This window comes from Dyadobacter fermentans DSM 18053, assembly GCF_000023125.1.
Lineage (GTDB): Bacteria > Bacteroidota > Bacteroidia > Cytophagales > Spirosomataceae > Dyadobacter > Dyadobacter fermentans.
Genome location: NC_013037.1, coordinates 3,293,353 through 3,316,731, shown reverse-complemented (window position 1 = coordinate 3,316,731; position 23,379 = coordinate 3,293,353). Strand labels below are relative to the sequence as shown.

At 51.0% G+C, this 23,379-nt stretch carries 20 protein-coding genes and 1 riboswitch; of the genes, 11 read left to right on the top strand and 9 right to left on the bottom strand.

Annotated elements, in window-relative coordinates:
- The first annotated feature begins 21 nt into the window (after nt 1-21).
- The 7 genes from DFER_RS13280 to DFER_RS13250 all read left to right on the top strand — a co-directional run bounded on the left by DFER_RS13280 (nt 22) and on the right by DFER_RS13250 (nt 8,610).
- Nucleotides 22-258, top strand: a complete 237-nt coding sequence (locus DFER_RS13280; RefSeq protein ID WP_015812154.1) for a hypothetical protein — start codon at nt 22-24, stop codon at nt 256-258.
- Complete coding sequence (locus tag DFER_RS13275) at nt 255-1,457, top strand: hemolysin family protein (protein WP_015812153.1); 1,203 nt, start codon at nt 255-257, stop codon at nt 1,455-1,457. Before DFER_RS13280 ends, DFER_RS13275 begins: the two co-directional genes overlap by 4 nt.
- 57 nt (nt 1,458-1,514) lie before the next feature.
- The gene (locus DFER_RS13270; RefSeq protein ID WP_015812152.1) at nt 1,515-2,135 is read left to right on the top strand and encodes an ABC transporter ATP-binding protein; all 621 of its coding nucleotides are present in this window, start codon (nt 1,515-1,517) and stop codon (nt 2,133-2,135) included.
- Nucleotides 2,136-2,156: 21 nt separating this feature from the next.
- Nucleotides 2,157-5,615 (top strand): DUF7948 domain-containing protein, encoded by a 3,459-nt coding sequence (locus DFER_RS13265; RefSeq protein WP_015812151.1) that lies wholly within the window; start codon nt 2,157-2,159, stop codon nt 5,613-5,615.
- 74 nt (nt 5,616-5,689) lie between these two features.
- A complete protein-coding gene (locus DFER_RS13260) occupies nt 5,690-6,133 on the top strand; it encodes a DUF4920 domain-containing protein (RefSeq protein ID WP_015812150.1) in 444 nt (147 codons plus the stop codon).
- 72 nt (nt 6,134-6,205) lie between these two features.
- Nucleotides 6,206-7,987, top strand: coding sequence for an SGNH/GDSL hydrolase family protein (locus tag DFER_RS13255; protein WP_015812149.1), 1,782 nt, complete (start codon nt 6,206-6,208; stop codon nt 7,985-7,987).
- A gap of 206 nt (nt 7,988-8,193) precedes the next feature.
- A complete protein-coding gene (locus tag DFER_RS13250) occupies nt 8,194-8,610 on the top strand; it encodes a hypothetical protein (protein ID WP_041735077.1) in 417 nt (138 codons plus the stop codon).
- A gap of 150 nt (nt 8,611-8,760) precedes the next feature.
- Here DFER_RS13250 and DFER_RS13245 read toward each other — a convergent pair whose 3' ends face one another.
- The 4 genes from DFER_RS13245 to argS all read right to left on the bottom strand — a co-directional run bounded on the left by DFER_RS13245 (nt 8,761) and on the right by argS (nt 12,616).
- Nucleotides 8,761-9,654, bottom strand: coding sequence for a 1,4-dihydroxy-2-naphthoate polyprenyltransferase (locus DFER_RS13245; protein WP_015812148.1), 894 nt, complete (start codon nt 9,652-9,654; stop codon nt 8,761-8,763).
- Between the two features lie 27 nt (nt 9,655-9,681).
- Nucleotides 9,682-10,056 (bottom strand): DUF5618 family protein, encoded by a 375-nt coding sequence (locus tag DFER_RS13240; protein WP_041735075.1) that lies wholly within the window; start codon nt 10,054-10,056, stop codon nt 9,682-9,684.
- An 83-nt stretch (nt 10,057-10,139) separates the two neighbouring features.
- Nucleotides 10,140-10,697 (bottom strand): glutathione peroxidase, encoded by a 558-nt coding sequence (locus DFER_RS13235; RefSeq protein ID WP_143828732.1) that lies wholly within the window; start codon nt 10,695-10,697, stop codon nt 10,140-10,142.
- Nucleotides 10,698-10,837: 140 nt separating this feature from the next.
- Entirely contained in the window at nt 10,838-12,616 is a 1,779-nt protein-coding gene (argS, locus tag DFER_RS13230; RefSeq protein ID WP_015812145.1) for an arginine--tRNA ligase, read from the bottom strand.
- 174 nt (nt 12,617-12,790) lie between these two features.
- On the opposite strand from argS, the gene DFER_RS13225 reads away from it, so the two are divergent.
- Nucleotides 12,791-14,311, top strand: coding sequence for a hypothetical protein (locus DFER_RS13225; RefSeq protein ID WP_015812144.1), 1,521 nt, complete (start codon nt 12,791-12,793; stop codon nt 14,309-14,311).
- A gap of 9 nt (nt 14,312-14,320) precedes the next feature.
- Here DFER_RS13225 and pyrR read toward each other — a convergent pair whose 3' ends face one another.
- Entirely contained in the window at nt 14,321-14,815 is a 495-nt protein-coding gene (gene pyrR, locus DFER_RS13220) for a bifunctional pyr operon transcriptional regulator/uracil phosphoribosyltransferase PyrR (RefSeq protein ID WP_229206245.1), read from the bottom strand.
- Between the two features lie 111 nt (nt 14,816-14,926).
- Between pyrR and pth the strand changes: the two genes are divergently transcribed.
- Entirely contained in the window at nt 14,927-15,487 is a 561-nt protein-coding gene (pth, locus tag DFER_RS13215; RefSeq protein WP_015812142.1) for an aminoacyl-tRNA hydrolase, read from the top strand.
- Between the two features lie 590 nt (nt 15,488-16,077).
- Here pth and DFER_RS13210 read toward each other — a convergent pair.
- Nucleotides 16,078-17,472: an OmpA family protein gene (locus DFER_RS13210; protein ID WP_015812141.1), complete on the bottom strand. Its 1,395-nt coding sequence runs from the start codon at nt 17,470-17,472 to the stop codon at nt 16,078-16,080.
- Nucleotides 17,473-17,545: 73 nt separating this feature from the next.
- Between DFER_RS13210 and DFER_RS13205 the strand changes: the two genes are divergently transcribed.
- Nucleotides 17,546-18,424: a DMT family transporter gene (locus tag DFER_RS13205; RefSeq protein WP_041736437.1), complete on the top strand. Its 879-nt coding sequence runs from the start codon at nt 17,546-17,548 to the stop codon at nt 18,422-18,424.
- Nucleotides 18,425-18,477: 53 nt separating this feature from the next.
- Here the strand turns inward: DFER_RS13205 and DFER_RS13200 are convergent, their stop codons facing one another.
- The 3 genes from DFER_RS13200 to DFER_RS13190 form a co-directional block, all read right to left on the bottom strand.
- Nucleotides 18,478-19,266: a PhzF family protein gene (locus tag DFER_RS13200; protein WP_015812139.1), complete on the bottom strand. Its 789-nt coding sequence runs from the start codon at nt 19,264-19,266 to the stop codon at nt 18,478-18,480.
- 127 nt (nt 19,267-19,393) lie between these two features.
- Nucleotides 19,394-20,884, bottom strand: a complete 1,491-nt coding sequence (treA, locus tag DFER_RS13195; protein ID WP_050774691.1) for an alpha,alpha-trehalase TreA — start codon at nt 20,882-20,884, stop codon at nt 19,394-19,396.
- Nucleotides 20,885-20,978: 94 nt separating this feature from the next.
- Nucleotides 20,979-21,920 carry a M20/M25/M40 family metallo-hydrolase gene (locus DFER_RS13190; RefSeq protein ID WP_050774690.1) on the bottom strand — a complete coding sequence of 314 codons (942 nt, stop codon included), beginning with the start codon at nt 21,918-21,920 and terminating at the stop codon, nt 20,979-20,981.
- Nucleotides 21,921-22,067: 147 nt separating this feature from the next.
- A riboswitch (SAM riboswitch) is annotated at nt 22,068-22,175 on the top strand.
- Between the two features lie 130 nt (nt 22,176-22,305).
- Here DFER_RS13190 and DFER_RS13185 point away from each other — a divergent pair.
- Nucleotides 22,306-23,358: a homoserine O-acetyltransferase family protein gene (locus tag DFER_RS13185; RefSeq protein ID WP_015812136.1), complete on the top strand. Its 1,053-nt coding sequence runs from the start codon at nt 22,306-22,308 to the stop codon at nt 23,356-23,358.
- Nucleotides 23,359-23,379 lie beyond the last annotated feature (21 nt).

The following is a 23,379-nucleotide window of genomic DNA, read 5'->3' as shown; positions in this document are numbered from 1 at the left end:
GTTTAAGCATATCCTTCATTAATGAATTCCAAACTGATCCGGACGATTTTCCTGGCCCTCGCTTTCGGCTTTCTCGCCTTGTGGGTACTCGAATTCCGGCGCGCCGGGCTTTTCGAAAGCTACTGGTTGCTATTGTTGTGCGTCATTTGTTTTTTACTATTCCAATTCAGCCGACTCAGGGCTGCTACCCTAGCCAAGCAGGCCGGTGAACCCAGGCCCGACCGGAAGCCCAAACCTGTTAAAAAACCGAAGCGATGAACCTCATTTTCCTCGTTACCACGATCGTGTTCTTCCTGCTGGCGGGCTATTATGGCGCGGTGCGGTCGGTGCTGCTGGATGTGTGGATCGACCGTTATTCGCTCCGGCACGAGAAAAGCGAGCAGGTGGAGCAAACGCTCTACTGGCGTCGCATCCTGCGTATGATCCGCCTCCTGGCCGTTGCCTTGGGGTGTTTTATGGGGGTTATCACAATATTTCCATTATTCGAGCTCAGCACCGGCACACAAAACTGGCTGCTCATCGTCGCATTGTTCGCTGCACTGGCCGTTTTGTGGATGGTCAGCTATTCGAGCTGGGTCAAAATCGGCCGCAGCTTTCCGAAAGTGCTCGATCTGAAAGCGTTCCCGGTCCGTTTCGGTGAGTGGCTGATGACGCCGCTCTACTGGGTGATCGAGCCGTTTGTGAAGGAAAATATCTTGTCGCCCTCCTTGCGCGACGATATCATTTCAGCCGATGATCCCGATTTCGACGACCATAGCATCGAAGAGCGTATGTTTATCAATGCGCTGGATTTCAAAGATTTGAGGATCAGGGATTGCATGATCCCGCGCATGGAAATTTCAGCGGTGAATGTCAATGCGACCATCGAGGACCTGCGGACGGCATTTCTTACCAGCGGGCATTCCAAAATCATCGTGCACAAAGAATCGGTGGACGAAGTGCTGGGCTATTGCCACGCATTGTCGCTGTTTAAAAAGCCGAAGGACATCAGCAGCATCATCACGCCGATCCTGATCGTGCCGGAAGCGATGCCTGCGCGCGACCTCATGCTCCGTTTTCTCGAAGAACGGCGGAGTATTGCATTGGTAGTCGACGAATTTGGCGGAACTTCCGGACTGGTGAGCGTGGAAGACGTGGTGGAGCAGATTTTCGGAGAAATTCAGGATGAATACGACACCACCGAAGACTGGACAGAACGCCAGCTCGACGAACATACCTACATGCTCAGCGCACGCCACGAGCTCGACTACCTGAACGATAAATACGGCTGGGAGCTTCCGGAAGGCGATTATGACACGATTGCCGGTATGCTCATTCATTTCTACGGCGATTTGCCAGACGAAAACGAGGTTGTTGAAATGCCGCCTTACTCGTTCCAGATCGTTTCCGTGCAGGACACACGCATCGAGTTGGTGAAGCTGACGATCGAAGACCGGAAGTCGGACCGTAATAATTAGCAGAAGGACATTTTCGCCCGGTAAGCGGGCAAACCAGGATACATCACAAGGGACCAAGTGCAGATTTCAGTCGAGAAAATAGGAAAGAAGTTCATTAAGGAGTGGATTGTGCGCAATGCAAGTTTTGAGCTTGCAGCGGGTGAGCAATATGTTTTTGTAGGGCCAAACGGAAGCGGAAAATCGACGTTGCTGCAACTGCTGACGGGCATGATCCCGGTTTCCGAGGGCAAAATTACCTACACTGCCAGCAATGGTAAAGAGGTCGAAACCGACCATTGGTACAAGCACATCGTCATTGCGGCACCTTACCTTGAATTGATCGAGGAATTCACATTGCGGGAGCAGATCGACTTTCACAGCAAATTCAAGCCCTTTAAAAATGGCATTTCCGCAAAGGATTTCGAGGATTTTATCCAGTTGCCGCATGCCAGCAACAAGATCATCCGCCATTTTTCGTCGGGAATGAAGCAGCGCGTGAAGCTCGGGCTGGCATTCTTGTCGGATGTGCCGGTGGTTTTTCTGGATGAGCCAACGACAAATCTGGATGTGCAAGGCATCAATTGGTACCTGGATCACGTAATGAAGAATACACAGAATCAGCTCGTTTTGCTGGGTTCAAATGTGCAGCAGGAATACGATTTTTGTAAAAATATCATCTCGGTTTCTGCGTTCAAATAGAAAAAACCTGCCGCGCGGAATATGCAGAAAACTCTACGGCTTCTCCTTATATCGTTTCTGATCCTCGTCCGCGCAGCCGAGCATTCACAGGCTGCTTCGGCCTACTTCATCGAGAACAAAGGCCAATGGGACCCGGACATCCGTTTTCGGGCCGCTATTCCCGGTGGTTTCCTCTTTTTGAAACAGCATTCATTGCTTTACGTACTTTATGATGCCGACAAGGTTTCCTCTTTGCACGCCAACGGGAACGGCGGTGGACCTGCCGCACGTGCGGACATGAGCGCGCCGGGCGTTCGTGCGCATGGGGTGGAAGTTTCTTTCCTCAATGCGTCGCCAACTGCCCATTGCAAGACGGTTAATCAGAGTAAGGCATCGTACAACTATTTTCTCGGGAAAGATGAGACTACCTGGGCTGACGGAGCGAGGGGCTTTGAGGAGGTGATTTACGAGGACATTTATCCGGACATCGACCTGCGCATTTACCTGAACCAGGCGAAACTTAAATACGAATTCATCGTCGGGCCAGGCGCGGATGCTTCCCGGATTCGCTTCCAGTACAAAGGCGCCGATGCGGTGACATTGAATGAATCGGGGCAGATTGTGATCAAGACTTCGGTGGGGGACATCCGGGAGGCGCAGCCTTATTCCTTTCAGTCGGCCGATGCGCGCACGAAGGACGTAGCATCGGCATTCCGGCTGTCCGCCGATCATACGGCGCATTTCGAATTACCGGACGGTTATGACAAAACATTGCCACTGACCATTGACCCGGAACTGATTTTCTCTACTTACTCGGGCGCGTCGTCGGATAACTGGGGCCATACCGCGACCTACGACGACGAGGGCAACCTCTACTCCGGCGGCACCGTGTTCGGAACCGACTTCCCGGCCACAACCGGTGCATTTCAGGTCAGATTTGAGGGATTGGTTGATGTTTCTATCCTGAAATTCAATCCCAGCGGCACCGACCTGCTCTACGCAACTTTCCTGGGCGGTGACAATACCGACCTTCCCACAAGCCTCATCGTCAACAGCCGGAAAGAGCTGCTGATATTGGGCACAACTTCTTCAAAAGATTTCCCTGCCCGCACCAATGCATTTCAACAGACATTTGGCGGCGGAAGCAATATTGAGCCCATTTCAGGACTAAGACTTGCCAACGGCGGTGATTTGTTTGTGTCGAAATTGAATGCAGCAGGCAGTCAGCTCACCGGCTCGACATTCATTGGCGGAAGCGGCAACGACGGCGTCAGCATAACCGACAATGTGACGATACGGAACTACGGGGATAGTTTCCGTGGCGAAATCGGGATTGACAAGAATGACAATGTATATGTGGCCTCATCCACAAATTCGATGAATTTTCCGCTTAAAAATCCAGCCCAAAACAAGCTGGCTGGCGACCAGGATGGAGTCGTTTTCAAGTTGTCGGCGGGGCTGGACCAGCTGTTATGGTCAACTTATCTGGGCGGCGAAAAATGGGACGCTGCATATTCGTTGAAAGTGACTGCCAGCGGCGAAGTGTATGTTGCCGGGATTACTCAAAGCGGCAATTTGCAGACTAAACCGGGCGCCTACCAGACGGCGTTGAAAGGCACCGAAGATGGATTTGTAGCCCGTTTTGCCAATGATCAGCTGTCGGCGCTCACATACCTGGGCACCGACAAGGAGGATGGCGCTTACCTGCTCGATACGGATCAGGCCAATCAGGTGTACGTGTACGGGCTAACGATGGGGAGCTATCCCGTGAGCCAGGGTGTTTATCAGAATGCCAAAAGCGGCCAGTTTGTGCATGCATTGAATGCCTCATTGACCCAAAGCATATTCTCGACCATCATCGGCTCCGGCCGGGGCACGCCGGATATTTCGCCTACGGCCTTTCTCGTGAGCGAATGCGGCAATATTTACCTGGCGGGCTGGGGTGGAAATGTCAACACCAGCACGGCCAACAATCCTGCGAGCAGCACCACGGCGCTGCCCGTTACCGAGGACGCCATGCAGCCTACCACGAATGGCAATAACTTTTACATCGCCATTCTCGAACAAGGTGCGAAGTCGCTGCTGTACGCGACGTTTTTCGGAAGCCTGGCCCGCGACCAGCGCCTGCAAGGCGACCACGTTGACGGCGGAACGAGCCGGTTCGATAAAAACGGGATGATTTACCACGCAACCTGCGCATGCGGAGGCAGCCATTTTCCCACGACGCCCGAAGCGTGGTCGGAAACCAACAACAGCGAGAATTGCAATAATGCCGCATTCAAGATTGATATCGACCGTTTGAAAGCTGATTTCGATGTTTATGCAGGGCAAACGAAGGATGTTTTGAAAGGCTGCGCGCCGCTGGAACTTACATTTATGAACACCAGCGAGGGCGGTGTCGATTACATCTGGGAGGTGAATGGCAACACGATTTCCCGCGACGGGGAGCAATCGGAATATACATTTGCCAAACCGGGAGAGTATACGGTAACACTTACTGCCTATAACCGGCTGAGCTGCAAGCGAATGGATGTTGCGCAGAAGAAGATCGTCGTCGAAACGCTCGTGACGACTGTGACAGGTGATACAACGGTCTGTGAAAATTCAGCCATCAAACTGGGCGCAAGCGGAGGCACGCAATACAAATGGTCTCCGGCAACCGGCCTCGATAATGCGAATATTGCTACGCCTGTGGCCACCGTCAAAGAATCGACCGAATATTCCGTTGAAATCAGCAATGCAGTGGGTTGCAAGGTGACCGAGAAAGTTAAAATTAACGTTGGTAAAAAGACGGATTTCGTGGATATGCCCGACACGGAGGTATGCCTGGGCGCGACTGTCACGCTGACCATCTCCGGCAATGCCCCGCAATATAAATGGCACGCCACGACGGGCTTGCCAGAAACAATAGGCAGGTCGGTAACCGTAAAACCCACGCAAACGACCACCTACGTGATCGAAGGGCTTTATGAAGACGGCTGTCGCCCGCTGCGCGAAATTACGGTGAATGTGGACCAGTCCTACGCGCCGGACTTCGATGTGGTGCAATCGGGCGGCGCCTGTAACGAGCCATTTTCCTACTCGCTGACCAGCAAACATGGCAGAGCGCACCGTTACGAATGGAACATGGGCACGGGCAACCCGGTGTCGGACCCGGAAGTGAAAAACTACATTTATGAAATTCCGGGCGAATATACGATCACGCTCACGGCCTACAACGCGGCCGGCTGCTCACTGACGGCCTCCAAAAAGATCAGCGCCGAGCCTGCATTCACACTCAGCAACGTGATCACGCCGAATGGCGACGGCAAAAACGATTTCTTCATCGTGCCGGTAGCCTCCTCCTCGCTGGAAATCTTCAACCGCTGGGGCAAATCAATCTTCAAATCCACCGACTACAAGAACAACTGGGGCAAAGACATCGCCAACGGCACCTACCTTTACGTAGTCGACACACCGCAGGGTAATCACTGCAAAGGTTGGGTCGAAGTGTTGGAATGAGTGGTTTTGATTGTCGGGAGAGAGGTGTTAACTTTAAGCAAACGAATACATAACGCACTTAAAACATTGTGACTATGAAAAAGATACTTCCAGTACTCCTGCTTATTCTCACCATCTCTTTCGCGAAGGCGCAAGGCAACTTTGGCAAGCAGATCGACGAGAAAAAGGCGATTGCGGCGACGGCGCTTCCGGCTAAGATGGAGGGGAAGAATGAAATGCCGGCCAAAGTGACCGGGACTGTGGAATCGGTTTGCCAGGTGAAAGGCTGCTGGATGAAAGTTAACCTCAATAATGGCGAGACGATGCGTGTGATGTTTAAGGATTATGGCTTTTTTGTTCCGAAAGACATTGCCGGAAAAACGGTGGTTTTCGAAGGAGAGGCCAAGAAATCAATGGTGCCGGTGGAGCATCTGAGGCATTACGCCCAGGATGCGGGACAGAGCAAAGAGGAAATAGCCAAAATCACCGAGCCGAAGGAAGAGCTGACGTTTATAGCCGATGGCGTGATCGTGAAATAATATCCTTCCAAAACGGGAGAAATGGCCAAACGGGCACTTTTGTAGCGATACAAGGGTGTCCGTTCTCATTTTATGCTTTCCAGATCCATTTTCAGTTTTTGCCTGATCCTGTTCCTGAGTGTCCAGGTTTTTGCTCAAAGTAGCCAATACACATGGTGGAACCCGCAGTCCTCTGCATTTCCGGTCGTGGAAGGGCAAGCGTGGCCGAAGGAATTGAAAAATCCGTATGACCGCCTTCCGGCACGGGCTGAAAAGCAGGTTCGGGATGTGGTGTGGAATTTGTCCAACCAGTCTGCCGGGCTGATGATCCGGTTCCGGTCCAATTCCCCTGATATTAAGATCCGGTATGCGATTGGCGGTAAACACGCGCTCCCGCATATGCCCGCCACAGGCGTGAGCGGCGTGGACCTTTATGCAGTAAGCAGCGATGGGGAATGGCTCTGGTGTGCGGGTAAATATGCATTTGGGGATACCATTACCTACGATTTCCGCAACCTCGCTCCGAACGATAATTACCACAAACATGGGAGAGAATACCGCCTCTTTTTGCCGCTTTACAACAGCGTGAAATGGCTGGAAGTGGGCACGGCAGCAGGCACCGAGTTTGTGCCCCTGCCCGTTAGGCCGGAAAAACCGATCGTGATTTACGGTACTTCCATCGCGCAGGGCGCGTGTGCGTCGCGGCCGGGGATGGCCTGGACATCCATATTAGGTCGAAAAATGGACCGGCCGCTCATTAATCTCGGCTTTTCGGGAAATGGCAGGCTGGAAACCGAGGTGGTGGACCTGGTAGGGGAGATCGATGCGAAAGTGTATGTGCTGGACTGCCTGCCTAATCTCACCATTCGTCCCGATTCAAAACTGGGACTGACTACGGAGGAGATTAAAAAGCGCGTGATCAATACCGTTACGGCATTGCGCCGGAAGCGCCCCGATGTACCGATCGTGCTCGCTGAGCATGCGGGGTATACCGATGAGGCCATCAACGCCCAGAGCAAGCATTATTATGTGGAGGTAAATGAGGTATTGAAAGACGCATTCGCCGCACTGAAATCGCAGGGTTTTCAAAACATTTACATCATTCCAAAAGCAGATTTTGACCAAACCTACGAGTCGACCGTGGATGGCACGCATCCTACTGATCTCGGAATGCTGCAAATGGCCGATGGCTATGAAAAGCATTTAAGGAAGGTGCTTCATGAGCCGTCAGGCGAATTTTCAACAACCCGTCCGGTAACTCAAATGCGCGAGTTGCACAATTATGATTGGGAAAAACGACATTCCGAAGTGCTGGACCTGAATCGCAAAAACGCGCCGTCCACCGTGGTAATAGGCAACTCGATCACGCACTTCTGGGGCGGCTTGCCGAAAGGGCCGCGTGCCGTAGGCGAATCTTCCTGGAACAGCACTTTCGGAAAAAATTCGGTGAATATGGGTTACGGCTGGGATCGCATCGAGAATGTACTTTGGCGCATTTACCACGGCGAACTGGACGGTTTCAAAGCGAAACAAGTGTTCGTGAATATCGGCACAAATAACCTCGGCCTCAACAGTGACGATGAAATAGCCGAAGGCTGGAAAATGTTGATTGCGGCTATCCAAAACCGGCAGCCACAGGCGCAGCTCGTCATGATGGGCATTTACCCCCGCCGCCAGCAGGAACAGCGCGTGGCAGCATTGAACCAAAGATTGTCACAGATCACCGGCGAAGCAAATGTAACTTTCCTCGACCCGGGAAAAGTATTCCTGAAACCCGACGGAAAAATCGACGAAACCCTGTTCTCCGACGGCCTGCATCCGAATGATAAAGGTTATAGCCTGTTGGGTAATGCAATTAAGCCGTTCGTAAAATAGCAGTCTACTGCACATCGGCTAAATTGAACTATCAACTTGTTCACTTCCTTCTCAGGTACGGCAAATTAGCAGCTTGCCGCAGAATAAATCGCGTATAGTCGTAAGATAAGTTAGGCGCATATTGCCTGTGACTGAATCCTGCTTCTCAATTAAGTTTATATCAATAGTTCGCTGATAAGGCTATGTAAACTTGATATGAACAGATTATGGAAATTTTATCTAATGTTGTTTGGCGCTTCAAAAAGTCAATTCCTACTAGGATCGAAGAATTCGATGAAGTTTTTACCCGTTATCAATCAGACATTTTAGGAGAGAAGGCAAAATGGGATTCGCAGGTTGTCGTAATCAATAATTCAATTATTCGAGTAGGATACACTGCTTGGTTGAATGGGCCTGAAGATTTGTTCGATAACGAAATTTCCTTAGAAAGTCAGGATTTTTTTGAAGACATAAACAACAGTGGAAGCGACGGGTTATATCAAACAGATATTATGTTTGAACTGATAGCTGACAACGGACGAAACTTTACCGCGATCGAGTTAATGTACAAGGTTAGTCATCATCGGTGCCAGAGATCTTGGCGATCGCGTGTACTTCGAAGGATTGCAGGAATGTCAGAGTGATGATGAAATTCCATTCTTTCGTTTAATCTGCGGAAGTTGATTGTTGTAGTCTTTCACCACTTAACTTTTTTGTGAAGCAATGACTACGGGGAATATAAACGCATTTAGCTTTCGGAAAAGATAGATTCGTTATCTGGCCTCCAGTCATCCTCAGATCACAATCCCGATCCCGAACAAAATCACAAAAAGCAGCGTCGAGAGCGCCATTTGTTTCAGGTAAGGGTCGAGTTCGCTGGCTTTGGTGAGGCGTGAGATTGCGAGACCGTTTTTGACGAAAAGTGGGAAGCTGAGAAAGAAAATCAGACTGGCGTAGCTCGAAAAGTGCTGGGCGCTGTAAACCGTTACGCATAGCATACCGATCAGCAGAATGCACCAGTGGTACACGATGGCTTTTTCGCGGCCAATGCGGACGGGGATGGAGTTTTTGCCGGTAGCCCGGTCGGAGTCGATGTCACGGATATTGTTGATATTCAGCACGCCTACTGCGAATAGGCCGCAGCTAGTTGCAGGAAGCAACAGGCCCCAGTCCCACACGTGCGTGTGTAGGAAGTTGCTGCCGAGCACGCCCACCCAGCCGAAAAAGATCAGCACAGAAAGGTCGCCAAAGCCGACGTAGCCGTACGGCCGCTTGCCCGCCGTGTAGGTAATGGCCGCGATAATGCACGCAATGCCGATGCCCAGAAACACCCAGAAAGTGTTGGCAGGTGCTCCTTTCAGCGCGATCGTAAGTAAGGCAACGCCCGAAATCAATGCGAGCACCGAGAAAATGATAATCGCACGCAGCATTTTCTCTGCCGTAATGTGCCCCGAATGCACTGCCCTGCGCGGCCCTTCACGTAGCTCGGTGTCTTTGCCATTCACGGCATCGCCGTAGTCGTTGGCAAAGTTGGAAAGTACTTGCAGAAGAATGGTCGTCAGCACGCTCAAACCCGCCACCGTCCAGCTGAATTGTCCCGAAGCAGCGGCCAGGAAGCAGCCCATTAAAATACAAGACAAGGCAAGAGGAAGTGTTCTCGGGCGTGCGGCTTCGATCCAGGGATTCATTTTTGGGTATTGTTAATTCGGGTAATGTCAGGCTGCTGTTCTTTGCTCGGCCCAGTTTATGATTTTTTCGGCGATGTCGAGGCCTTCTTTTGAAATAGCGGCAATTAGATTACCGTCGTAACCCATTGCCAGGTAAAGTACATCATAAGCTGTCAGGAAATAGGGCAAAATCTTCGGATCGATATTAGTTAATTCTTCTTCGTACCAATCCAAGGTCTTTCGGTCGCTGGTCTTGTTACCCAGCACAGCGTCCAGGGCTGTTAGAACACCAGAGTAAGCGCGATTTCCTGCAATCTTTACATGTTTGCGGTTATTGTAAATACCGTCCTCATCAACTTCATTTTTTCGGAGCATTTCCCCAGCATTACGAAGGTAGCGACGGGCTTTTTCAATATCTTTCATAGCTGTGTATAGCCGACTTTTTGAAAACGGCCGGAGACGCGTATCAAAACATTCTGGATACTCGTCTCCGACAGCCCATTTACCTAAATTCCAACCGCCTTCGTAAACTCGGCGTCGGTTGGCAGTACTTTCGAGGCGAAGAAGTGTGTCAGTTCGCCCTTTTCGTTGATTACGTACTTGCAGAAGTTCCAGGTAGGAACTTTGTCGTTCCAGCCGTTCGCATCTTTGTCGCTCAGCCATTTGTAAATCGGAGCCTGGTCGTCGCCGGTTACGGATACTTTCTCGAACATCGGGAAGGTCACGCCGTAAGTTGCCGAGCAGAATGTCGCGATCTCTTCGCTGGTGCCCGGCTCCTGGCCGCCGAAGTTGTTGGCAGGAAAGCCTAACACCACCACTTTGTCGCCGTGGTCTTTGTAGAATTTCTCCCAATCGGCATATTGCTTCGTGTAGCCGCATTTGGAGGCCACATTCAGGATCACGACCTTTTTGCCTTTGTATTTGCTCAGATCAACGGTTTTACCGCCTACCAGCGATTTTACCTTGAAATCATACAGCGTTTGTTTTGCAACGGGAGCGTTTTCCGGACGGACCGCTATTTCAGATTTGTCGGCAAAAAGCCCGGTAATCAAGGATGTAATCATAATGAAAAGTGTCTTAATGAAGCTCATCGTAGTTTTGGTTATGGTTAGTACATATATGAATAAAACGGTTGGCACATATTTGAGTTGTCGTTACCATTTCCCAAAAACGCACTGATCAGCAGATTTTGGTAACTATTATCCTACATTCGCTCAGGAACGTCTATGCCCAATAACCCCAAAGCCTTGCGAATCGTTTCCGCAACCGCACTCGACAATGCAACCCGCAATTTCACCGCCTCGGGATCAGGGTCCGAGAAGATCGAAACCTCTGCGTAGAACTGGTTATAGACCTTCGCAAGCTCAAATGCGTACTGCGAAATGAGCGACGGGGCGAATTCGTTGGCCGCGGCCAAAACCTTCACCGGGTATTGCGACAATGAAAAAACAAGTTCGCGTTCTGCCTGGTGCATTGCATAATTTACGCCCGGAACTTCCGCTGCGATGCCTGCCTGCTCCGCTTTCCGCATAATGGAACGGATGCGGGCATAGGTGTATTGGATAAATGGCCCTGTATGTCCTTGGAAATCAATTGATTCTTCCGGGTTGAAGAGCATTCTCTTCTTGGGATCAACTTTCAGAAGGAAGTATTTCAATGCGCCTAATGCAAGCTGACTGTAAAGCTGCTTCGCTTCTTCGCTGTTGAAATCGTCGATTTTACCAAGTTCCTGCGTGCGATCGGTGGCGGTTTGCACCATTTGCGCCACCAGATCGTCGGCGTCGACAACTGTTCCCTCGCGGGATTTCATCTTGCCCGACGGCAGATCCACCATGCCGTAACTGATGTGGTAACAGCCATCGGCGTAGGTGCGGCCGAGGCGTTTGAGGATCGCGAACAGCACTTTGAAGTGATAATCCTGCTCATTGCCCACTACCCACAGGTAGCGGTCGTTGCTGAAATCGCCGTTTTTCAGTTCGGTTGTGCCCAAGTCCTGGGTAATGTAAACCGACGTGCCGTCGCCGCGAAGCACGAGTTTCTCGTCCAGCCCTTCTTCGGCAAGGTCGATCCAAACCGAGTTGTCCGGTTTTTTGAAGAATACCCCTTTTTGAAGTCCTTCTTCAATGATGTCCTTCCCTAGCAGGTAAGTATTTGATTCATAATAGGTTTTGTCGAAGCTTACGCCGATTTTCTTGTAAGTCTGCGCAAAGCCGTCATACACCCAGTTGTTCATTTTTTGCCAAAGCGCGACCGTTTCGGCGTCGTTATTTTCCCAAAGCAGGAGCAGTTTCTGCGCTTCCAGAATCCACGGCGCCTTTTTAGCAGCTTCTTCCTCGCTCAAACCTTCCGCCACCAGCGCTTTGATCTGCTTTTTATACTCAATATCAAACAGCACATAATACTTGCCCGCCAGGTGATCGCCTTTGATTCCGCTGGATTCGGGCGTTTCGCCATTGCCCAGCTCGCGGTAGGCCAGCATAGACTTGCAGATATGAATGCCGCGGTCGTTGACGAGGCACGTTTTGACCACGTCGTAACCGCTCGCTTTCAGGATTTTGGAAAGGGAATCTCCCAGAAAGTTGTTGCGCAAATGGCCCAGGTGAAGCGGTTTGTTGGTGTTGGGGGATGAAAACTCCACCATCACCGACTTGCCGTTCGAAGGCAGCGTACCAAATGCCTCATCGGAATGAATCCCGCCGAAGAGGTCCAGCCACGTGCTGTCTTTCAAACTGATATTTAAAAAGCCCTGCACGACATTGAAACCCGCCACAAGCGAGGACGAAGCCACGAGCTCATCGCCGATAATCTGCCCGATTTCGGCCGGTGCCTTGCGGGCCGCTTTGGTCAAAGGAAATGTGACAAATGTGTAAAATCCCTCAAATTCTTTCTTGGTAGGTTGTAGGATAACTTCCTGACTTTCCAGCTGGAAATGTTTTTGGACCGCTTTTTGAATATCCTCCTTGAGTATTGCTTCAATTGTCATGAAAAATCGGGGGTTACATTCCCGCAAGTTTTTATTTAAGTGAAATTATTTCTAATATTAATAGCAATGTGAGCCTTGCAACATGCAAAATTAGGCTAATTATTGATGTGTGTCACACCCCAGCAGGAAGAAGTTATGCATAAGCGTTCTATAAATTATTCCGGGTTAAAAATAATGCTGTTACTGGTCTTTGCGCCGCTGTGGGCGGCCTGGGCACAGTTGCAGCAGTCCGATCGCCTCGAAATCCCGACCAGTTCTTCTTCTTCCGAGCAATTCGAGGTTTTCAGTCTGGGCGAACGGGGTATTTTGTCGGTTATCCGGGGAAGCGAATTTTCCAACAGGAGCGAACAATGGGAGTTTGTGAAATACGATACCACGCTCAAAGCGCTTTGGCGCACGTCCTACAAGCTGGATTTCCGCTACATTCCGGTGATGGCCTACAAAGCCGAGGAAAGCGGCTACTGGCTGTTCGCGGAGCCCGATACGGACCGGTTTCTGTTCCTGCAACTCAATTATCACGACGGCTCCATCGACACTTATAAGGGAAACCTGCTCTCAGGTGTTGATGTGCAGCATTTCAAGGTCATAGGAAGCAAGGCGCTCGTCTCGGGCTACTACCGCTCGCGCCCGATCGTGATCGTGCATTCGTTTTTCGACCACACCACACGCGTGCTGCCCGGCCTGTTTGAGAAAAATACGGAGCTGAACAATGTCGATATCAATGAAATCGACGGATATATCAATGTGATCACCTATGCTTACCGGAAAAAAAATTGCGTTTTTGAGATCAAAACCTACAACTACGACGGAAAGCTGCTGAAAAGGACATCGCTGAGCGATCCGCGTTACAGTTTCATTTCTGGCCAGATTGTGCCGCTCAATCCGGACGATTCCTACCTGATCGGCAACTATTCGGTAGGATGTACGCAATATTCGCAGGGGCTTTATGTCACGCATATTGCCCACGATACGCCGGAGGAGCCGCAGTTCATCGAGTTTTCGGAGTTGCAGAATTTCTTCAACTACATGAAACCCAAACGGCGCGCGCGGGTGCTCGAAAAAATAGGCAAGCGCAAAAGTCTTGGCAAGGAAAACCGGTTCCGTTACCGGCTGCTGGTGCACCAGCTGATCCAGACCGAGAAGGAAATCGTGCTGGTAGCCGAAGTGTACTACCCAAACCAGCGCTCTACCAGCCCGGTGATCTCTGGCGGGATCTCGCGCCCGTACGTGGCACGAGCGCTCGAAGGTTATCGCTACACGCACGCCATTGTGTGCGGGTTCGACAAGAGCGGCAAGCTCATTTGGGACAATACCATCACGATTAAAGACCTGACGAGCTTCGATTTACAGGAAATGGTGCAGGTAACGCCTGTTGACGACTATTTCGTGCTTGCATACCCGCAGGAAGGGGAAATCCACACGGAGGTGATCAGCCGCAACCAGGTGGTGGTCGAAACGGAGAAGTTTAAGATCAATCCGAAGTCGGAAAAAGAAAAGGTGCTGAACAATGAGGACGGCTACCTTTCGCCGTGGTACGGCCAATATTTCCTTGCGTACGGCATGCACCGCATCGGTCCGTCGTCGATCGGGCAGGGGCGCGAGGTGTTTTATGTGAATAAACTTACCTATAAAACCGATGAAATCGGGAAGGTGGAGGCCAAGGAAGAGGCTTCACGGCCGGGGCATCAGCCCTGAGGCAATGCGCTAGTCGACGAGCCAGATATGGTCAGCCTCGAAGCCCTGTTCTTTCCATTCCACCTGCACACGCTGCGTTTCCAGCGTGCTCACCTCCATTCCGACATAATCGGGGTCAATCGGCAGTTCGCGGTTGTAGCGGCGATCGATCAGCACGAGCAGTTCCACCACTTTGGGGCGGCCAAATGCCGTCATGGCGTCCAGCGCGGCGCGCACCATGCGTCCGCTGGCGAGCACGTCGTCGATCAGGATCACTTTTTTGCCTTCGATCAGGAAAGGTACATTGGTTTTGTTCGGCACGAGCGGGGACTCGCGGCGGCGGAAATCGTCCCGGTAAAAGGTAGCGTCAAGATGCCCCACGAGGATATTCTGGCCCGTCTTCGCGCGGAGTTCCTCTACAATGCGTTCGGCAAAGTGGATTCCCCGCGGCTGTAAGCCCATGACGACCGTGTTAGAAAAATCCTGGTGATTCTCAATCACTTGCTGGCATAGCCGACTGATCATTATTTCCAGAAGGGGGCTGCTGAGTACTAATCGTTTTTGGGGTATCATGAAATTTCCCTGAATTTTAGCCTAAATTAATGTGCTCTTAGACGAAATTAAAACTTTTATTCAATGAAATATCTGATTGCCGGGCTGGGGAATATAGGTCCGGAGTACGCTTTTACCCGACATAATGCAGGCTTTATGGTGCTCGACCGCCTTGCCGCGCAGCACGATTTCAAATTTTCCTTTGAAAAACTGGCGTTCGTGGCAGAGTGGAAGTATAAAGGCAGGCACATTTATTTTATCAAACCTACTACCTATATGAACCTGAGCGGGAAATCGATCCGGTATTATATGGATCAGTACAAAGTGCAGGCCGAAAACACACTAACCATTGTGGATGAGCTACAATTGCCGTTCGGGACGTTGCGGATTAAGCCGAAGGGAAGCCACGGCGGCCACAACGGATTGAAGAATATTGAGGAAATAATCGGCACCACAGAATACCCCAGATTGCGTTTCGGGATCGGAAATAATTTTCCACGCGGCAGGCAAGTAGATTATGTGCTAAAACCTTTTTCCAATGAGGAAATGGCGGAGCTGCCCATCATTTTGGACAAAGCAGGTGATATGGTTACATCGTTTTGTACTTTGGGGATACAGGCGACAATGAACAATTATAACCAATGATAGTACTTTTTAAAGAAAATATAAATATTTCAAGAATTGTATTTATTTGGTTTTTGAATGATTTTGTAAAATTAAATAAAAGTGTTTTACTGATTACTAGTATAAAATAAGTTTTGAAGTGTTGAAATTGCGATAAAATTCCAAAGAAAATTTTGATATACGTTTTTTGGACAATTTGTAATTTCAAATTTAATGCGGACATTTGTAATGCAATACGGCGCCATTAGAATTGAATAAATCCATGACGCTAACTGAAATAAAATTATCTTTGTAAAATAACAGGATTTCAGGATTGCGAACCGGCAAAATCGAAAGCGCCGGAAGCATTGAAAAAGGACGAAACAGCAAGATTTCGTCAGATCTGGAGAATAATTAACAGCGTATATTGGTTAAGTTCTCTGAATTTTGTAGAGAAGAAAAATTCGAGTATTATTGACAGGATTCTTTCTTTACAAAAACAATGAAACGATCGGCAGCGCCGATGCGTTACCAAGTTAGAAACAAAGCTTTTGAAGCGTAAAGATATATAAGATAAGAAAAGGTTAAGGGTTTAGGAATAGTCAGTATAAAGCCATCTCCATGAGATGGCTTTATCTTTTTACCGGCTCTGCCCAGACTTCCACCCTTCGATTTGACTTCTTCGTAGCTTCCGTTTGGTTCATCTGCCGCGGCTGCGCCGATCCGTAGCCCGACCCTTCAATGCGCTCTGCAATGATACCTTTGCCGATCAGATAGGCCTTCACCGTTTCCACGCGCTTGTTGGAAAGTTCCAGGTTCTTTTCGAAGCTGCCGGTATTGTCCGTGTGGCCTTTCAGTACGAGGCGCAGGTCTTGTCTTTTCTGAAAATAACTCACAATCGAATCGAGATCGGACAGGGCGCTGTCTTCCAGCACTTCGGTGCCCTGACTGAAATACAGGGTCGAGAGCGGCGTGGAGTGGCTCTCGGGCGACATGTTCATCAGTGCCTTGATTTCCTCAAAACGATTATTGGTGCGGACCGTCACGCTTCGGGCTTGAAACCCATCGGCTTGCGCCGTAATCCGGTAGCTTTCGTGCGGCGGGAGCTCTACATTGTAAACGCCTCCGACGGTTTTGGTATGCGCCACCAGCGAGTCGTTCGCCGATTTGCGGACGTGCACTTCGGCGTCGTTCACGGGTTTCAGGCTGCGGCCGTCATATACCCGGCCGGTTACCATTGCGAGGTTTTTGTTTCGGGCAGGCTCCGGCTTTTCCTCCACGAGCTGCTCTTTTTCAGGCTCTTCTTTCTTGGCGACCGGTTCTTTAAAATTTTTGGCGATCGTTTGATAGCTCCGGCGAACGAATACGGGCGTCATCACGCGGTCGTACAGGCGGATGAGTGCAATGGTGCCGGCGCCGGACTCGTTGCCGGCAATGAGGTCGTCCTGAAACATGTTCAACACCTGGTCGGCGTCCAGCATGCCTTCGGTGCCGGGGTCTTTGAACTCCACTTTCGAAAGGCCATTAATGTACATCTTAATGGTTTTGGTTTCGTGGTCGCGCGAGTAGACATAATGCACATACTGGTTTGCGCGCACAGGTGCTTTTTCGCTCACCGCGAAATCGTAAAAATTCAGTTTGCCGTTATAAATGTAGGTTCCGTAGTCGCTTTTGCGGTTTTTAAAGTCGAGCACGCGTTTCCAGCTGTCGAGTTCCGTGAGTTTGAAATAGATCTCGACCGTGAACGATTTGTTGAGAAAACCCTTCGTTTCGGCATTGTTGAATTGCAGGCCGCTATTTTTTTCAAAAACATAAATGGACCGGGAAAGGTAATCGGAGCCGGGGATCTGTTCCTTGATGATCTGCCCGGCCTGGCCCACGGGTTTCAGCGCCGGGCCGCCGCTTTCAATCGGCAGCAAACCATTGTTGAAATCATAGGTCCATTGATTTTGGGCATGCGTGTGGAGCGCCGGGGCACAAAGCAGCGTGGCAAACACCGCCCGCAGCGCATTTTTTTTGTTAATCATACCCAAAAATATAAAAAGTGGGGGCGGAAGCCGAGGTACAACTAGTAATTTTGGCTGGTTATTATTCTTGCGTGTGAAAAACATCGGTATCGGTCTTCTCTTTTCCATTCTCTGGTCGTCGGCGTCGGTCGCAACGAAATTCGGCGTGCAATCTGCACCTCCTTTGATACTGGCAAACGTCCGGTTTTTTATCGCCGGTATATTGCTGCTATCATTTTCGTACCTGTTTGCCAAAGATAAGGCCTACCGGTTGCCCCGAAAAACCGAATGGAAGCAATTGGCATTGTTCGGTTTTCTGAATACAACGTTCTACCTGGGGCTGTACGTGTATGCAATGAAATATACCGCGGCCGGAATCGGCAGTCTGGCGGTTTCCACCAATCCGCTGATCATCGTGCTGCTGTCGTCGTGGTGGCTCAAACGGAAGCCCCGGGCAGAGGAATGGACAGGCATTGTGCTGGGAATGGCGGGCGTGGCTGTGGCAACATATCCCTTGCTTGCCGACAGTTACACCACGCTCGGTGGTGTTATCCTGCTGCTGATCAGCATGGTGGCTGTGTCGGCTGCGAGCGTTTACTACGCTACGGTTCGATGGGAGCTGCCCAATCTGCTCATCAACGGCTGGCAGGTGTTTTTGGGCGGCGCATTCCTGCTGCCGGTCACATTGCTCGTGAGCGATTTCAGCACCACCCGGTTGGATACGATGTTCTGGGGTTCGGTATTGTGGCTTAGCCTGGCCGTATCGATCGCCGGACTTATCTGCTGGTTCTACCTGCTCCGGCTCGACACCGTGAAGGCATCCCTTTGGCTTTTCCTCTGTCCTTTGTTCGGATTTTTCTTCGCATGGTGGCTCATGGGCGAACCGGTAACGATCTACACCGTTCTCGGAACGGTGCTCGTAGTGGCCGGGCTGTACGCCGGACAGCGTACAAAATTCGCGGGCCGCGCCTAGCTGGTATGCACCTAGCCGGCCGCGCCTGGCCGGTAGCACCTAGCCGGCCGCGCCTAATCTACCAGTATTTCGCCTTTGAGGTATAGTTTTGCCTGGCCGCCGATGAATACGCGTTCGCCGTCCAGCTCGCATTTCAGAAAGCCGCCGCGGCGTGATAGCTGACGGGCATTGAGTTTCGTTTTGGACAGTTTTTCGGCCCAGTAGGGGATGAGCGTGGTGTGCGCGGAGCCGGTCACGGGATCTTCGTCAATGCCCGATTGCGGCGCAAAGAAGCGAGACACGAAATCGACCTCGTCGCCTGCCGCGGTCACGATCACACCGCGTGCGGGGATCGTGGACAGGATGATAATGTCAAAATCAAGGTTCTTAACCACTTCTTCCGATTCAACCACGACCAGATAGTCGGTTTTCCCTTTGTATACTTCCAGGAGCGTTGTGTTTTTGAGGCTTTCTACCAGCCCCGGAGGCGGCACGGCGATGTGGTATTGATCCACGGGGAAGTTCAATGTAAGCCAGTCTTCCTTGCAATCGACGGTGAGCACGCCGCTCCGCGATTCGAATTGGATCGAGTGCCCTTCGTAATTCTGAATATTAAAAATCACATAAGCGGCCGCGAGCGTGGCGTGGCCGCAGAGGTCCACTTCAACGGCAGGGGTAAACCAGCGGATGTGGAATCCGGACTCGGTCGGGACGTAAAATGCGGTTTCGGCAAGGTTGTTTTCAGCGGCGATGGCGAGCATCGTTTCCTCGGGCAGCCATTGTTCCAAAGGCACTACCGCGGCAGGGTTTCCACCAAACAACTTGTCCGTAAAAGCGTCGATTTGGTATATGGGAAGTTTCATGAAGTCAAATGGGCTTGGTTACGGCAAGGTATTAAAAATATCTGCTAAGGGAAGATTTTCTTATTGATTTTTAATATTATTTATTGGAAAATGGATAGAAGAACGGGCGGCATGCAACCAGGCGCCGCTACCGTTTTCTGTTTTTCATCCGGAGATACACGCCGTTGGTCCAGCCAAAGCCTTCCTGGATTTCATACTCACCGCCGCCGGCAAGCAGGTTCGTGTCGGATACATTGTATTTTTCGAGCATCTTGCCCGAATGCCTGAATTCTTTCTCGATGAGCGAGAGCCATTCGTCGCTTAGTTCATTGGCCGTGCGGTGGAAATTGTAGTTCCGCAATCCCTTGTAGGCGATCCATTGCAGCGGAGCCCAGCCGTTAGGGGCATCCCATTGCTGGCCGGTACGCACCATGGTGGTGAGCAGCCCGCCCGATTTCAAAAAGTTGAGACGAATGTATGCCCGCACATAATGCGAATGCGGTTTTGGGGCGAGTTTGAAAAACAATGGAAAAGTACCCGCAATGGTGATCGCCTTGGTAAAATTCCTTTTTTTGAAATCGTAATCCATGTAATAATGCCTGGATTCGTCCCAGAAATAGGTCTGAATGGCGATGTTCCGCTGGCGCGCCTTTTCCTCGTAAAGCAAATGCATCCGGCGATTGTCGCTTAGCAGGTAGGCCTCGGCGATGGTCTTTTCGAGGTGGTACATCAGGCAATTCAGGTCGATCGGCAGGATGTCCGTCGTGTGAATGCTGGTGAAATCTGTTTCATCGGCAAACCAGCGGCTGCTGAAATCCCAGCCCGACTCGGCCGCGGCGCGGATGTGCCGGTACAGTTCGTCGGGCGCGGTGCCGTGCGCCTCGCTGGCCTCGCGTGCCAGGTCGGTGTCCTCGCCGTACGATTCCGGCCGGGGCGTCGCCTTATCGTCCCAATAGCGGTTCAGCACCACGCCGTCGGGCAGATGTACCACCCGGCGATGGGCTGTGAAAGGTTCGCCGGGCTCGTGGCCGCCATCCATCCAGTAGTCGTACTCCTTCTGCATTTGCGGCAGGTATTTTTTCAATACTTTTTTACCCTCCATATCGCTGAACAGCCGCACCATGAGCGAGAAGAACGGGGGCTGCGAGCGGCTCAGGTAGTAAGTCCGGTTGGCCGTCGGAATGAAGCCCAATGTATCCACCAGGTAGGCGAAGTTATTAAGCATATTCTCGATCAGCTCCGCCCGCCCCGACTCTTTGAGCCCGAGCATGGTAAAGTAGCTGTCCCAATAATATATTTCCCTGAAACGCCCGCCCGGCACCACGTACGGGTAAGGCAGGGGAATCAATGAGCCACCGCGCTCCTGGTTTTCGGGCTGGCGCGTGAGTACCGACCAGAGCTTGCCCACATGTTCGGAAACAGGCTCGCTTCTGTCGGACACAAAATCACACACGATATGCGCCGGCATCCTGAAATGCCCCCGAATAAAGGTGTCCATATTGAACTCGGGCAGGTGCTTTTCGCGGTGATACCGTTCGATAATCAGCACCGGATCTTCCAATGGGATCGCATCGGCGAATGTTTTGGAATCAGAGAAAATGTGGCTGCACTGCACGTCACGGAATAGCGTTCCGTACAACTCTTCTGGAGAGATGTGAGGCTGGCCATAGGTAAATGAGGGAGCAACAAAACCGTACAAAACAAACTGACTTTAAAGGGTTTCCAAAATAGGTTTATTTAACCTCTGTAAAACTGAGTTTTGGTAATAACATCGCATTCTCAATGAGTTTGATCTGAATCCCGAGGATACCAGCCTCGGCATTCACGTCTATCTTCTCCGTGTCGTCGGTAGGCTTGTGGTAATCGTCGTGGCCGCCGGTATGGAAAAACAGCACCGGGATTTGTTTGGCATAAAACGAACCGTGATCGGAGCCGCCGCTGCCGGCATTATCGGTAAAAAACTTCGTATCGCTTTTTAGATCTTTAAAAACGACCGGCCATTCCGCACTCGTGCCATAGCCGCCAATGCCCACGCCGCGGTTAGGGTCGTACCGACCGATCATATCCATGTTGGACATAAAGTTGATTTCAGCCAAAGGCAATGTCGGGTTATTGACAAAATAACGCGAGCCAACGAGCCCCAGTTCTTCCGCACCGAATGCGATGAAAAGGAAATTATAGGGTTCCTTTTTGTCATTTCCGCAAAAATACCGCGCCAGTTCGAGCAAACCGGCCACGCCGGAGGCATTATCGTCGGCGCCGTTGTGGATCTGGCCTTCGGGCTTGTCGGCCTTCGAACTGCCCTGCCGGCCGAGGCCAAGGTGGTCGAAATGAGCGCCTATCACGATGGTGTACTGCGCGCCGTTGTCGAGAAATCCGATCACGTTCCGGGCCTCGCGAACACTATCGGGGACCACTATGCGTCTGATTTTCGCCGTGAAAGGCTGGTAGTAACCGTCGGTGCCTTTGGGTAAAAGCTGGTACTTTTTGAATTGTTTCGCCACATATTTTGCGGCCTTTTCATTTTCCTTGCTGCCGGTGCCGCGGCCCTTCATTTTATCGGACGCTAGGTAGGAAATGTGTTTGCGGATGATTTCCGGTGAGGGTGTTACGGACTGTCCAAATGCCTGCACAGCGCCCATTACGAGCAGCAGACTGTGAAAAAAGATTCTCATTACATTAAAAATAGTTAAGAGGCAAAGATACGCCTCCGCGCTTCCGGACATGGCCGCGGGGCGACAGAATTTTCGCATTTATTTGTATTTTCAGGCATCCCGGCTTAATATTGCAGCATCAATCAATTGCTTCCCTGAACGGCGGTTGATTTATAAAGAAGAGGCGAGAGAATGGGCTCAACGAACCTCTGGCAACCTGCTACCACATCGGAGAAAGGTGCTAATTCCCACCTAAGTTATTAGGAGATATAAACTCAATTCGTGTGCTCTTACAGTTAGAAATTTCCGTAAGCCGATTGGCTTTAGTCTCGCAGCTGCAACCGAAAATCTGTATTTCGGCTGTCAATTTTACCATGTGTTGAATTTAACCACCTGCTGTGGCTCTATGCAAGCGGAACAGAAGACATTTAAATACCCCTATCCCTACGCGCTCGAGATGGGCGGCGAATTGCCGGGATTTGAACTCGCATACACTACCTACGGAGAAAGGAACGCCAGCGATACCAACATCGTGTGGATTTGCCACGCGCTCACTGGCACCTCCAATGCCACCGATTGGTGGGACGGACTGGTAGGAGAGGGTAAGTATTTCAATCCCGAACAGCATTTCATTATTTGCGCCAATGTGCTAGGCTCGGCTTACGGCTCCACGGGGCCGTTGTCGGTGAACCCGCGCACCAACGAGCCCTACTACCGCAATTTTCCGACCATTACTGTTCGCGACGTGGTGGGAACGCTGGATTTACTCCGGCAGGAATTGTCGATCAGTAAGATCAAAATCTGCATTGGCGGCTCGCTCGGCGGGCAGCAGGCGCTCGAATGGGCGGTTGAAAAGCCGCATTTGTTCGATGAACTAATCCTGATCGCGTCCAACGCCCTGCATTCGCCCTGGGGCATCGCATTCAACGAATCGCAGCGGATGGCCATCCAAGCCGACCCGACTTATACCGACGAAAGCCCCGACGCGGGCGCCATGGGCATGCGTGCCGCTCGCTCAATCGCATTGCTTTCGTACCGCAATTATGATACCTATAACTTTACGCAAGCCCGCGACAATCCCGACCAGATCGACGATTTTCGCGCATCGTCGTACCAGCAATACCAGGGCGATAAGTTTGTAAAACGGTTCAATGCATTCTCCTACTGGGTTTTATCCAAAATCATGGACTCTCATAATGTAGGCCGCAACCGCGGTGGCATTGTGCACGCGCTCGGGCTTGTGAAGGCCAAAACGCTCGTGCTCGGCATTAAATCCGATTTGCTTTTCCCGCTTTCGGAGCAGCAATTTCTGGCCCGGCACATTCCCGACGCAGCTTTCCAGGAGATAGACTCGCTGTACGGCCACGATGGCTTTCTGATCGAATACAAGCAATTGACACAAGTGATCCGGGCATGGCAGGAAACGAACGGCCAGCTGCAAATGGCCCGCATTCGTTAATGCATGGATATTACATTAAAA

Coding starts and splice junctions, on each gene's coding strand:
- DFER_RS13280 (WP_015812154.1), top strand. CDS start 22: ATGAATTCCAAACTGATCCGGACGATTTTCCTGGCCCTCGCTTTCGGC.
- DFER_RS13275 (WP_015812153.1), top strand. CDS start 255: ATGAACCTCATTTTCCTCGTTACCACGATCGTGTTCTTCCTGCTGGCG.
- DFER_RS13265 (WP_015812151.1), top strand. CDS start 2,157: ATGCAGAAAACTCTACGGCTTCTCCTTATATCGTTTCTGATCCTCGTC.
- DFER_RS13260 (WP_015812150.1), top strand. CDS start 5,690: ATGAAAAAGATACTTCCAGTACTCCTGCTTATTCTCACCATCTCTTTC.
- DFER_RS13255 (WP_015812149.1), top strand. CDS start 6,206: ATGCTTTCCAGATCCATTTTCAGTTTTTGCCTGATCCTGTTCCTGAGT.
- DFER_RS13250 (WP_041735077.1), top strand. CDS start 8,194: ATGGAAATTTTATCTAATGTTGTTTGGCGCTTCAAAAAGTCAATTCCT.
- DFER_RS13245 (WP_015812148.1), bottom strand. CDS start 9,654: ATGAATCCCTGGATCGAAGCCGCACGCCCGAGAACACTTCCTCTTGCC.
- DFER_RS13240 (WP_041735075.1), bottom strand. CDS start 10,056: ATGAAAGATATTGAAAAAGCCCGTCGCTACCTTCGTAATGCTGGGGAA.
- DFER_RS13235 (WP_143828732.1), bottom strand. CDS start 10,697: ATGATTACATCCTTGATTACCGGGCTTTTTGCCGACAAATCTGAAATA.
- argS (WP_015812145.1), bottom strand. CDS start 12,616: ATGACAATTGAAGCAATACTCAAGGAGGATATTCAAAAAGCGGTCCAA.
- DFER_RS13225 (WP_015812144.1), top strand. CDS start 12,791: ATGCTGTTACTGGTCTTTGCGCCGCTGTGGGCGGCCTGGGCACAGTTG.
- pyrR (WP_229206245.1), bottom strand. CDS start 14,815: ATGATCAGTCGGCTATGCCAGCAAGTGATTGAGAATCACCAGGATTTT.
- pth (WP_015812142.1), top strand. CDS start 14,927: ATGAAATATCTGATTGCCGGGCTGGGGAATATAGGTCCGGAGTACGCT.
- DFER_RS13210 (WP_015812141.1), bottom strand. CDS start 17,472: ATGATTAACAAAAAAAATGCGCTGCGGGCGGTGTTTGCCACGCTGCTT.
- DFER_RS13200 (WP_015812139.1), bottom strand. CDS start 19,266: ATGAAACTTCCCATATACCAAATCGACGCTTTTACGGACAAGTTGTTT.
- DFER_RS13190 (WP_050774690.1), bottom strand. CDS start 21,920: ATGAGAATCTTTTTTCACAGTCTGCTGCTCGTAATGGGCGCTGTGCAG.
- DFER_RS13185 (WP_015812136.1), top strand. CDS start 22,306: ATGCAAGCGGAACAGAAGACATTTAAATACCCCTATCCCTACGCGCTC.